This window comes from Herbaspirillum chlorophenolicum (assembly GCF_001189955.1).
Classification (GTDB): domain Bacteria; phylum Pseudomonadota; class Gammaproteobacteria; order Burkholderiales; family Burkholderiaceae_D; genus Herbaspirillum; species Herbaspirillum chlorophenolicum.
The window spans coordinates 25,791-38,004 of record NZ_LFLT01000015.1 but is presented as its reverse complement, the minus strand read 5'-3'; the positions used below and the strand labels follow the sequence as shown (position 1 = coordinate 38,004).

General features: G+C 61.2%; 12 protein-coding genes. 1 reads left to right on the top strand and 11 read right to left on the bottom strand.

Features of this window, described 5'->3' with window-relative positions; genetic code table 11:
• Positions 1-112: 112 nt before the first annotated feature.
• From AKL28_RS11360 to AKL28_RS11310, 11 genes are all read right to left on the bottom strand, one after another.
• Positions 113-1,141: a FecR family protein gene (locus AKL28_RS11360; protein ID WP_082221450.1), complete on the bottom strand. Its 1,029-nt coding sequence runs from the start codon at positions 1,139-1,141 to the stop codon at positions 113-115.
• 65 nt (positions 1,142-1,206) lie between these two features.
• On the bottom strand, positions 1,207-1,689 hold the full coding sequence (locus AKL28_RS11355) for an RNA polymerase sigma factor (RefSeq protein ID WP_231602398.1): 483 nt from the start codon (positions 1,687-1,689) through the stop codon (positions 1,207-1,209).
• A 20-nt stretch (positions 1,690-1,709) separates the two neighbouring features.
• A complete protein-coding gene (locus AKL28_RS11350; RefSeq protein ID WP_156226302.1) occupies positions 1,710-2,498 on the bottom strand; it encodes an STN domain-containing protein in 789 nt (262 codons plus the stop codon).
• A gap of 118 nt (positions 2,499-2,616) precedes the next feature.
• Positions 2,617-3,132, bottom strand: coding sequence for a YbjN domain-containing protein (locus AKL28_RS11345; protein WP_050468252.1), 516 nt, complete (start codon positions 3,130-3,132; stop codon positions 2,617-2,619).
• A 52-nt stretch (positions 3,133-3,184) separates the two neighbouring features.
• Entirely contained in the window at positions 3,185-4,129 is a 945-nt protein-coding gene (locus AKL28_RS11340; RefSeq protein ID WP_050468251.1) for a peptidylprolyl isomerase, read from the bottom strand.
• Positions 4,130-4,195: 66 nt separating this feature from the next.
• Entirely contained in the window at positions 4,196-4,918 is a 723-nt protein-coding gene (locus AKL28_RS11335) for a hypothetical protein (RefSeq protein WP_174525367.1), read from the bottom strand.
• 11 nt (positions 4,919-4,929) lie between these two features.
• Positions 4,930-6,720 carry a putative porin gene (locus AKL28_RS11330; RefSeq protein ID WP_197091054.1) on the bottom strand — a complete coding sequence of 597 codons (1,791 nt, stop codon included), beginning with the start codon at positions 6,718-6,720 and terminating at the stop codon, positions 4,930-4,932.
• Between the two features lie 36 nt (positions 6,721-6,756).
• Entirely contained in the window at positions 6,757-7,470 is a 714-nt protein-coding gene (locus AKL28_RS11325; RefSeq protein ID WP_231602397.1) for an energy transducer TonB family protein, read from the bottom strand.
• Positions 7,471-7,480: 10 nt separating this feature from the next.
• On the bottom strand, positions 7,481-7,888 hold the full coding sequence (locus AKL28_RS11320) for an ExbD/TolR family protein (protein WP_050468249.1): 408 nt from the start codon (positions 7,886-7,888) through the stop codon (positions 7,481-7,483).
• A 9-nt stretch (positions 7,889-7,897) separates the two neighbouring features.
• Positions 7,898-9,670 (bottom strand): DUF2341 domain-containing protein, encoded by a 1,773-nt coding sequence (locus tag AKL28_RS11315; protein ID WP_050468248.1) that lies wholly within the window; start codon positions 9,668-9,670, stop codon positions 7,898-7,900.
• A 52-nt stretch (positions 9,671-9,722) separates the two neighbouring features.
• The gene (locus tag AKL28_RS11310) at positions 9,723-11,285 is read right to left on the bottom strand and encodes a ShlB/FhaC/HecB family hemolysin secretion/activation protein (protein ID WP_156226300.1); all 1,563 of its coding nucleotides are present in this window, start codon (positions 11,283-11,285) and stop codon (positions 9,723-9,725) included.
• Positions 11,286-11,843: 558 nt separating this feature from the next.
• Here AKL28_RS11310 and AKL28_RS11305 point away from each other — a divergent pair.
• Entirely contained in the window at positions 11,844-12,197 is a 354-nt protein-coding gene (locus AKL28_RS11305; RefSeq protein WP_050468246.1) for a hypothetical protein, read from the top strand.
• Positions 12,198-12,214: the final 17 nt, after the last annotated feature.

Here is a 12,214-nt window from a genome sequence, read left to right as displayed (position 1 = left end):
CGATAGCGGTCGAACTTGTCGACTGCCCATGCCTCTAGACGAACCTCAAAGGGAAAAGCTATACATCTTTCTGCATAAAATATTCCAATGCAAAAAACAACAATCGCGGCAATCAGCTAAGCATGACAATGCCGCCCGGAAGCGAAGTCGCGCTCAAGCGGAACAGGCGCTGAATCTGCGCAATCGCCTTATCCAGGTCGTCGATGCGGAAACGCCCGCTGACCGGCCGCTGCTCCAGCGATTTGGCCATCAGCATCAAATGCCCCGGGCGATAACGATTGATCTCGTCGATCACCTGGGCAAGGGCGGTCTGGCGAAAACTCAATATCCCCTGGCGCCAGTCGGATTGCCGTTGTGCATCCACGGTTGCCATAGCGGCGGCGGCATCTCCGCCGTAGACCATTTGCTGGTTTGCACGCACGGTTTGCCGGGCGCCCGCCAGCGCGACGTTGACTTGCCCTTCCATGCATGTCACGCAAACATTGGCGCCAAGATGGCGCACTTCGAAACGGGAAAATTCGGCGGAAATGGTGCCATTCCCGGCGCGCACCGAGAACGGGCGATTGGCGCTGACGGCGATCTCGCCGTCGATCAATTCGATGCCCACCAGCGCGCCATCCATGGAGCGCACCGAAATGCTGCTGCGCGTATTCAGCAAGAGGCTGACATCCGATGCCAGCGCAACCTGCATTTGCTGCCCGACCCCGGTACGATAATCCGCCTGCAGCGCGGCCATCGAAGGCCATAAAGAAAGCGGCGGATAGACCAGTGCGACACCCGCCGCAGCGACCGAGGCGGCCACGGCGCCACCCAGGAATGCCCGGCGCGAAGTTCGCCCTGATCGCGTCGCCGGTGCGGCTCTGCCATGACGTGCTGCGCGACGAATCGCCTCCAGCTCCGGATCGCCGGCGCCGCTCAGTTCGGCGGCCGTACCCAGCTGGCGCCACAGAGCGTGCGCCTTTTTGAACGCGGCGGCATGCGCTGCGCTGGCGGCGCACCACAGCTCCAGCTTGCGCGCATCCTCCTTGCGGGCGCGACCAGAGGCCAACAGACGCACCCAGGCGCGCGCGTCGGCATCGAGCGACATTCCTGCCCCGCTCGAATCCTGCGATCCCGTTTGTTGTGCGTCAAATACACTCATGGTCGGCAATCAAATCCTTCATTCCTTATTCATAGACGTTTCTCAACGCTACAAACCACACTTTCTTAACGCATTTTTTCAACGATGTACTCATGGGCGCGTTTCAGCTCCCGGTCCACCAGGCTGAGCGAGACGCCGAGATGCCTGGCCACTTCCTGCCTTGGCATTTCATCGATGCGTATCAACGTCAGTATCCGGCGTTGGCGCACCGGCATTTCCTGCATCACCAGCAGCAGGCGCTCGACCTCCGAACGCGCTTCGATGCTCCGATCCGGGCCCGGCGCCGGATCCGACAAATTGTCGAAAATCTGCTCGACTTCTTCCCCGCTGAGAAAGCGCCGTTCGCCGCGTATCTTGTCCAGGGCGGAATTGGTTGCCATGCGCATCAGGTAGCTGATCGGATGCAGGACCGGTTCCGCAGGCTCCTTATGCGACTCCAGGCGTAACCAGGTATCCTGCAGCGCATCACCGGCAAGGTCTGCGCTTCCCAGTTGCAGGGTCAGCCGGCGTTTCAGTTCCCCGTACCTGCGCATCATCAGCTCGCGCATGCTTTTGAATCCGGATTCGCTCATGACGACGCTCCACAATCCGCAGTCGAATCCGGCGCATGAGGCAAGATCAGCATGACGAAAGCTTCGGCGGGATTCAACGGTCCGTGCGCCAGCTTGACGCCGCGCAAGGTCTTGAGAATCTCGCCATCGCGGGCCTTGTTGCCGGTGGTATCAAGCAGGCGCGCCTGTTCGACGCGGCCGTCGGCGGCGACACGCAAACTGATCGCAATCCGATAATTGCCGGGGACAATCAAAGCGTTACGGCAAAAAGCCGCGCGCACGCCGGATTGCAGGATGGCTTCAAAATCATGGGCTTGTGCTTGCAGCGGCGCTGCGGCAATCCCCGTTTCAGTGGCGTCTTGTTCGAGAACATAGGCATCGGGCGCCGTGAAATAACTGCTGAGACCGCTCTGCTCCAGCATCTTGCGCAAAGCGGCGGCAGCCGTAAAATTTCCCTGGACGGCGGCGGAGCGACGGCTGGCAACCGCATCGGCGCTGTAGAGGCCTGAGAAACCGGTCGCCATATCGAAGGCATCCAATGCACTTTGCAAAGATTGCGGCGCGATATCGAACCGCATGCTGTTCCCCGCATCGCTGCGCGGCGCTCCTGCCGGGTCAATACGCAAGCCATTTATGTCCTGGGCTGCGCCTTGCAGAGTCAGCACAGCCAGGCAGGCTGCGACGCAATACGCAGCGCCGGGCATGACCATTCTCGGCATAGACGGCTCGACACGATATTCATGGAGAAGTAAGGGGAAACCGGTTACGCGAAGTACGTAACAGCAAACGGGCAGCGTAACGAACAAATGTTACGTTGCTGTGACTGCGGGACGACGTGGGATAAAAAGAGAGAAGAGAAAATCAACAAGATGAAAGAAACAAGACGGGAGCGAGGCCGCGACGCGGCCTCGCGAAGGACAGAGATTAAGCCGGCGTGGCTTCTTCGACCGCGGCTGCTTGCGCTGCCGGCGCGGCGGCAGGTTCTTGCGCCGTAAAATTACGCAGGTGCAGGAAAAACTGCCCCATCATCTGCGTCCACAGTTGCACCGTCATATTCAGATACGCCTGGCTGACGCCACCCACGACGAGCACGTCCATCTCCATCGAAATCATTTCACCGTGCTCGACAATGCGGGCGAAACGCTTGTTGCGATGCCATTCGGCGATCAGGCCTTGCGGCAGGACGCCGCCTTGCACGCGCAGCGGGCAGCTCATCGTGAAATCGATGAATTGCCCGGCTGCCGCGCCGGCATTGCCCCACAGCACCTGAAACCCGACACCCTGGCTGGCGCTGTGCAAATGGCCGACGCCATTGTGTTCCAACGTCGTGACCGAACAGCCGGCCGCCTTGATGGCCTCGGCAATTTGCTCGGGTGTGACGGCGTAAAGCAGTTCGGCAGTGTCAGATGCGGCCGTTGCAGTTTCGGTGGTTTTCTTCATGACAAATCCTGATGTAGTGACGATATTGAAATAACTGGGAAGGACGATATCTTTAGTTCAGCTTTTTCAGCGCGGCATCCAGCGCGGCCGTGTCGATGTTCACGCGATCGGCCGGCGCCAGGGTCGCCAGATAGGCCTGCACCAGTTGCTGCTGACGCTGTTGACGCAAGGCAGCCTGCAAACGCGGCTTCATTTCGTCCAGTGTTGCGGTACGCGCCGGCTGGGCATCGATCAGCTTGACGATATGGATGCCGGCGGCGGCCTGGACCGGTTCGCTTACCTGGCCAGGCTTGAGTTTGGCGACGGCATCGCGCACTTCCGGCAGCATGTCGGTCAATGCCAGCGTGCCGACTTCACCGCCGCGCGCGGCACTGTTCTGGTCTTGCGACTCTGCCTTGGCCAACGCGGCAAAATCGCCGCTGCGCGCCTGGGCCGCAAGGCTCTTGGCCTTCTCTGCCACCTTCTTGTTGCCGGCCGCATCGTTAGGCGACGTCTGCAGATAGATTTGCGCCACGCGATAAGTCGCCGGCAAATTGTAGCCAGCCTTGTTTTGTTCGTAGGCCGCCTTAATGTCGGCGTCGGACGGATAATCCGCCGGCACCTGCGTCATCGATTCAAGAAAACTGGTCGCAACGATGCGGCCGGTGATTTCCTTGACAGCGGCATCTACCCGCTCCTTGATCTCGGGACGATCGGCCCAGCCCTTGCTGCGCGCTTCGCGCAACAAGGCTTCGCTGGTCACGCGCTGGCGCAACCAATTCTCCAGGCCGGCGCGATCGTTCTTGATCGCCGCGCGTTCGGCCGGCGGCAATGCTTGCAGCATGCGATCGACTTCGGTTTGCGGCACGCTCACCGGCCCCAGGCTGGCGATGGTCTTGTCGGCGCCTGCCGCTTTTGTCTGTGCGCCGGCGACGCTGAACATGGATGCCAGCATCAACGCAGCCATGCCATGCAGGCATGGGCGGAGAGATTGCTTATTCAATTTAAGTTGTTTCATGTGACCACCTGATTTAAAAAATACGTCGGCAAACCGGACCCGGAAATTGACGCTGGTTGTGACTCTCTATTGCTGCTGAGCAGGTGTTCCCGGAGCAGCAGCCGCTGCGCCAACTGCAGGCGCGACGGGCACTGCCGCGCTGCGCGGATCGAAACGTCCTTCGTAAAGCTTGTCGCCATACTGCTGCGCGATCTGCTCGTACTTTACACGGCTTTGCGCGGCAAATGGTTGACGCACCGACATGATCGTGCCGATATCCATCGTTTCATACGCCTGTAATATTTCTTGTCCCACGGAGTACAGTTGCGCATTCTTTGCTTCGCATTGCGCCACGGCCGTCTGCTGTGATTTTTCTTCTTGCGACAGGCGCTGGCGCTCGGTTTCCGCCGCGCGCGCCAGCTTCAACAATCCGTCGTAGGCATTCTTGTATTGCGCAACCTGGGCGTTGGCTTTTTCCAATGCGGCCTGGGAAGCATCGTGATTTTTTTCACGCGTGCGGCGCTCGGAAGCAAGCTGTGCCTTTGCATCCGCCAGTTCTTTTTTCACACTGTCCGCATCCGGCGCGGCAGCCGATTTTGCATTGGCGGCGCCGGTGGCGGGCGCAGCCTTGCCCGCCTTGAGCACGGCCAGTTCGTTTTGCGCCTCCTGCAATTGCGTGGTGGTGATACGCAACTGGTTGCGCAGGCGCTCTTCCATGCTCTGCCCTTGCTGCGCCTGTACGGCCGAAGCGGCAATCGCCAGTACCGCGCACAATGCCGCGCGGCTTCGTTTCTGCAAAATGAATGACATCGGCATACCTCTTAGAAACGTGTATTCAGCTCAAGCTGCAGGGTATCGATCGCCACCGGAGCGCCGTACACCGACTTGGTCGCATACCAGCGTCCCGAGAACAGCGTGTTCTTGTCGAACGCGTAACTGCCGCCGAGATAATAGCCCTTGGCATTGGTGCCGCCCTGATGGAAAGTCGAATCGTTGTAGGCATCCGGCAAGGCATCCGGTTCGATGCGACGGTAGCCGGCCAGGACATTCCATTCGCCCACGGCGGCCGGATTCGGATTGCCCAGCGTGGCCTGCATCATGTAGGCATTGGCGCCGCTCTTGAAGTCGCCGCGTACGCCCGGTTGCGCCGTGCCGCCGTTGTTGACGATACCGACGGTAGCGCGACGGAACATCTCGTTTTCGTCATACGCCAGATTGCGGATGAAGTTGCCGTCCAGGCGGAACCCATAGCCGCCGGCAATGCGGGTGTCCCAGCGCGCGTTCAGGTCCAGCAACTGGAACTTGGAGGCCAGGCCGACATACTGAGGCTGCGGCGTATTGGCCGGATTGGTCGGATCCAGGGCGATGTTACGCAACAGCATGAGCGTATTGCCGCGTTGCATGAAGGCCGGGCGCGACCAGTCGGTGTTGCAGCCATCGGCGCCGGCATACAGCGCGCACGAATCCGACACGCGGCCGGTGATGTTCTTGAAGTCGTAATAAGCGACGGCGCCGCGCAGGCGGTTTTCTGCATCCAGCTTCCACTGGGCGCCGACCTGGGCGCCGATCAGCCATTTGTTCTGGCTGGACAACTTGTTCTGGCTGCGGCCCGGACTACTATCGGAAGAGTATTCCAGCGGAATCAGGCCCAGCGTACCGAATACCGACAAGTCCTTGTTTGCCAGCGTCTTGTCGAACTGCGCGACGAGGCCGTCGAAATTCAGGTCGTTGGAGAACAGCATCTCGGTCGAGAAGAAAGGATTGCCGAAACGGCCGCCCGTCACCTTCAGCATGTCGTTGAACTTATAAGACATCCAGGCCTGGTCGAGCCAGATGTTTTTCTTGTTCAATCCGCCGCCCAGCGTCTGCGTGGTCGAGACCGGGCTGTCGTCGCTGCCGCTGGCCAGGCGCAAGCCTGCCTGCGTGCTGTCGGAGATGTCCGCAAAGATGCCCAGGCGGGCGCGGATGCGCAACTGGTTGGCGCGGTCCTGGCGCGTATTGAGCAACTGCGGCAGGGCCAGGTTGGTATTGGGATTGACGTCGTAGCCGCTGCCGCTGTTGATGTTGCGCCAGTCGGTTTCGATGTTGCTGTTGTTGCCGGAATAGAAGCGCGATTCGCCGCGCACGCGCATGTCGCCTTCGATGCGGATGCGCTTGGTCCATTCCGGTGTTTCGTTCGGCGCAGCCCAGCCTTCGCTCTTGGCCTGCGCCATGATTTCGCCCTTGACTTCATCGCGGATCTGATCGCGCACGCTGGCGGAAATATACGGTACCCGCACGTCGCCGGGTTCGATCTTGTTGCGTCCCGATGCTGCCGCCGTTGCTGGCGCTGCCGCCGCCTGGCGCTGCACCTGCTGCGCGGCGATCGCTTCGGTCTGCGCCTGGGCCAGCAGCGCATCGCCGACATCCTTCTTCAATGCGCCACTCTCGATCAGGCCGCGAATCAAACGCACCATCGCGGTTTCGGAAGACGGCGGCGTCTGCGCATGCGCCAGCGAAGTCATCAGCAGCGCGACAGCGGATACGCCTGCCAGCGCCTTGGCGCGGCGCGACGAATGCTTGCGCGCCTTGCCCGGTTGGGCGGAACCATTCTTATCGAGTGGTGTGTTCATGAATATCTTCCCCAATTGATTTCAATTAAATTGCGCTCACGGCCGCCGGCCGCGAATGGATAAATGCATCGGATAGCGCTGCGCGGCTGGCGGACGTTCATCGGCCTTGTAGTCGCGCACCATCGCCAGAAGCGCCTCATCGATTTTGGTATTGCCGGTGCTTTGCTGCAGCACCGCTTTGGTGACTTTTCCGTCCGCATCCAGCGTGATGTCCAGACGCAGGTCTTCGAACGCCAGCTGGCGCGTGCGCGGGTCGCGGGCAAAAGCCTGTTGCAGCGCCGTGCCCAGATAACGGCCATACGATCCGCCCATGCCTCCGCCGCCTCCGGTCATGCCGCCGCCGCGTCCGGCCTGAATGCCGAAGGCGTCGTTGCCGGCCTGCGCAGCGCCGTCGATGGTGACCGGATCGCCGAGATCCTTGGACGGGCTCGGCGGACTGTCGTCCTTGGGCGACTCCATCTGTTCCGATGGCTTGGGTTCCGGCGCGACTTCCGGCTTGATTTTTTCCGGCGTCGGCTCGGGAAGTTTTTCCGGCTCGGGCGGCGGCGGCGGTGGCGGCGGCAGCATCAGCATCGGCGGCGAAGAGACTTCGCGCTTGGTGCTGGCAACGTCCGACAACAAATACCAGACCAATGCGGCAACCGCCGCCAGCAAGACTGCACCGATGGCGATACCGCTCCAGCGCCGCCGCACACCGGATGCCTGCGTGGAATACGACAAGGCGTCGTTATTCGCGCTACTCAATTTCACGGCGCTCTCCTCACGATTGCTTGCCGGTCACAAGGCCAATCTGGTTGAGCTCGATACGGCGCAGCAGATCAAGGACTTCCACGACTTTGGCGTACTGGACCGAAGCGTCGCCGCGCACGATCACCGGGAAATCCGGCGTCAGCGCTTTCTCGGTACGCAAGCGCTCTTCCAGTTCCGGCAGGCTGACCGGATATGCATCCAGGAATATCTGTCCGGTGTTATCGACGGTGATGGCCTTGGTCTTCGGTTTTTCCAGCGCGACCGCGGCGCTGGCCTTCGGCAGGTCGACCTTGATGCCGGGGATGCTGGCGTTGCTGGTGAGGATGAAGATCACCAGCACCACCAGCAGCACATCCACGAATGGCGTGATGTTGATCCCGCCGGTACGTCTGCGCGGGGTGTATTTCGCTCGTGCCATGATTGCCCCTTATGCCTGCAGCTGCACTGCGCGCAGGTGGCGGCCATCGCCTTGTTCTTCGGCCAGGCGGGTCGCGAATTCATCGACGAACACCGCCATGTCGGCGCCGATGGCGTCGGCGCGCGAACCCAGCCAGTTGTAGCCGAACAGCGCCGGAATCGCCACGCCCAGGCCGGCCGCGGTACACAGCAGCGCAGCCGCCATGCCCGGCGCCACCGAGTTGATGTCCACCGCGCCGGCCATCGCCGCCACCACGAACACCAGCATGATGCCGATGACGGTGCCGAACAGGCCGACGTAAGGTGCGCCTTCGATGGTGGTCGACAGCCAGATCATGCGCTTTGCCATTCGTTCGTTTTCGCGCACCATGACGCCGTCCATCGCTGCACGGATGGCATCGATGGTCGCCGCCGATACCGCGGTCATGTCGTAGCCGCGATCGTGGCGGCGGCGCATTTCATCGACCGCGACGTCGTACAGGCGCCACAGCGACGAGTCCTGCTTGATCTGCTCCGGCACCCTGTTGCTGCGGCCGAGCTGGTCGAGCGGCGCGCCGGCGGTTTCATGGAACAGCTTCATAAAGATTGCATTGGCCTGCGAGGTCGCGGCGTAGAAACGGCCCTTGCTGATCATGATCGCCCACGACAGGATCATCATCAGACCCAGCACGATCACCACGATCCATGCATCCAGCGGCATGGCGGACAGAATGAAGCCGAAGTGGCTCTTGCCGGCTTGCTTCTCGTCGGTGCCGAACGCCACCAGATGCGAGTCGCCGCCTTGCGTCACCGCATCCGCCAGCAACAGTGCATCGGGACGCGCCACACGCGACAGGCGCAACTCATCGATCGCGCCGGAGAACGATTCCAGCCCGGACGATGCTTCGGTGTCGCCGCCGATCGCGGCCGAGGTATTCAGCGCCGGCAAAGCTGCCGGCAAGGACACGCTGGGATGGCCGCCGACCAGCAGCGCCACGTTCTGGCCATCGCTCTTGACGGCGATATACGACCACTGGCCTGCCTGGATCGGCTGGCCGGGGCTGCTGCGCTTGCCGTTGACCTGCACGAAAGGCACGCCGGCATCCACGCCGATCAGCAGTTCGGCGCCATTGCCGCGACGGGCATAGATCAGCTGGTTGGCGCCCAGCTTGTCGGGACGCACCCAGGCCGAGAAGGTGAACTTGCCGCCGGCCGCCACTTCCAGCGACGGCGTGGCCGGCAGCATCAGCGGTGCGCCGCCCAGCTTGGCGCCCTTGCCGATGACGGTGCCGTCAACACTGACGACTGCGGTCTGGCCGTGGTTGCCATAGGCGGTGGTGTCGCGCGGCGGCACATTGGCTTCGGCAAAATGGTAGACCAGCGTGTAGTCGGAATCGAAGGTGCGCTGGCCATTGCCGTAGGCCGGGGCTTTCGGATTGCCGTAATACATCCACAGCTGTTGCGGCGCACCGGCCGACAGCGCCGGCACGTCGACCCACACCAGCGCGATGCCGAGCAGCGGATCGAATTGTTCGATCTGATAGTTCAGGACGGTCTTGTCGTCGGCGCCGACAAAGCGCAGATCGTTGCCGCTTTCGTTGACATCCTGGAAGTTGAAATTGCCCGTATGCAGACGCACCAGCACCGGCGTGCGGCCGGCATCGCCGCCGATGGCGCCGCCCTTGGGGCCGCCGTCGATCGTGATCGGTTTGCGATAAGCCCAGTCAGGCTGCCACCAAGCATGAGCTAGTCCCGGCAATAAGGTGCTCGCCAGCGCGAGCATGAGAAAGAGGATACGTCGCATACAAAGGATCTCCGAAAACGCGTACAACATAGTTAAATGAATGTCTTGCCGTTCAATACGTAGCCGTGAGGCTGAAATTCAGTCGCGGGGTATGGCTGTCGGTGCGCGGCCCCTTCTTGAGCGGATAGCCGAAATCGACGCGGCCGCCGATCACCTGGCTGACCAGGAAGCTGCTGCCGAATCCGACCGAGGCCAGCGTGTAGGTGTCGATCTGCTCCACCAGCGGATCGCGCAACTTCAGGCGCGCCGCATCCAGAAAGGTGTAGATGCGCCAGTTTTCAACCACGGGATTGAGGTAACTCAATAGCGGCGAACGCAACTCCACCGAGCCCACCGCGCCATAGTCGCCGGTAGCTTCCGCCGACAGATAGCCGCGCACCGAGTTGAGGCCGCCGGCGGCGATCTGCTCGCCCGACACCAGCGGCGAATCGGTGATCTGCGCATTGAGGCGGCCGCCCAGCTGCATGCTGTTGCTGAAGGTATGCGTCCCGTTCAGGTCGAGCTTGAGCACCATGAAGCTCGAGGTCGCCTTATAGCGGTTGTAGTCGAACTGGGAATCGCTGCTGCCGTAACCGAAAAAGCGGCTGGTGCCGTTGAGCAGCGTGAAGTTGAGTCCGTACTGGTTGCGTTCGCCCTGCATGAAACCGGCATAGGTCAGCGACACCGGCGCATACTTCAGCGGCACGGTATCCCCGGCGCCATTCAGGCTCAGCGTCTGGTCATTCTTCTTGAAGTCGACGCCTGCGCCGAAAGCGTGATACCAGTTGCCCGTGTCCGGCACCGTATAAGTGGCCTTGATGCCGAACGAATGTCCCTTGCCCAGCACGCTGGTGCCGCCGACGGTGGCGACATTGCTGTTGGAAGTGAAACCCGATCCTTCCACCGTCCAGTTGGTGCCGCGAATCGGCGCGCTGTAAGAGCCCGACCATACGCGGGTCTGGCTCATGTCCTGCGGCGTGCCGAAATAACTGATGGAGGCGCTATGCCCCATTTGCCACAGGTTGTCGTAGCCGATCGATCCCGTCATGCGCAACGGCTTGGTGTCGGCGCTGTAGTCGTTGTTCACCCCCACGCTGGCGCGCCAGGGGCTGCTGTCGTCGACCTTCAGATCGACGTCCATGGTGCCGGGAATGCTGCCCTGCTTCACCAGCGGCACGACCTGGCGCTTGGCGCCGCGGTTCAATGCCGTCAGTTCAGCCTGCGCTCGCGTGAAATCGGGCACGGCGCCTTCCTTCAGCGAAGGCACCTGTTCCCGCACTTCCAGCGGCGAGTTGTACTGCGCGCCGACCACGCGCACGCGGCCGACCGTGGTTTCGCTGACTTGCAGGAAGACCACGCCTTCGGTGACCTGCTGCTCGGGCAAGTCGACGTAGACCGACTGATAACCCTTGGCGTTATACGCCGCCAGCAAGGCATCGCGCGCGCCCTCGACATCTTTCATCGTGCGCTGCGGCCCCAGGAAGGGCGTTACCGCCTTTTCGATGCTGCGCGCGTCCAGCACTGTGTTGCCGCGCACGACATATTCATTGATATCGACACGCCGCGTATCGGCTGACGCCTCAACAGCCTTGTCAGCCGGACCGGCGGCAACGCCCTGGTCCGGCTGCTGTGCCATCCCCCATCCGTGAATACTCATCCCCGCTATTGCCAGACATATCGCCCGCAGACACCCCGGCGACCTGCTTCTCTTCCCGTTTGCATTACGCATATATAGAACCCAGCCCTCTAAATCCAATTCTTATTGACGCCACGCATCAACCCGCCGGCGGCTGCCATCGATGTGCCGACGCAGCGTATCAATGCATAGACGATTGACACCCTGTGGAACCGTCAAATGTCATCAAATGTTCATAATTCCTTTTGGGGCTGTATCCGGCCGATCGGCAAAATGCCGATTCCCGCAGACAAGCGTCTTCCGACCAATGCGTCACGGCGACGGTTTGTTTTTATTTTGTTGCCGATGCGATAGCGTTTCTTGTTGAAAGCCGCATCGACATCACCTATGCTTCGGACAAAGATGCATGCATTGCACCGTCAGCGAACCGTCGATGCTATCCGCTCCACATCACACTACCGTGACATGTTCCGGAGATGCCGTTCCCCAACCGGCTGGCTCGCATTCCCGCTTTGCTCGAGCAAGCTCAACAAGCACACGAACACTGGAAAGAAAAACATGCGCACCAAGACTAGCGCCGCCCTGCTCTTTTTTGCAGCCATCGGCCCCGCAGCAGCGGAAGAAACCGGCAACGCAACGGACAAGAACGCGCCGAGCTGCATCGACGTCGTCGTCAACGGCGAGCGAATTCCCCCCTACGCATGCCTGACGCAAAAGCTGATGCCCAAAGAGACAAGCAAGCCGCCGGCGGCATCTGAAATGGCTTCGCAAGGCATCGTCAACAGGCCGTCCAATCAACTGGGATTGTTCAATTACGCCGCCACCAGCAATCGCATGGGCAATACCTTCGGTACGTCGGTCTATCCGCAACGTCCTCCGGCAACGCCTGCCGTGCCGGTGTTTCCGCGCTAGACCGGGCTAAGCCAGGC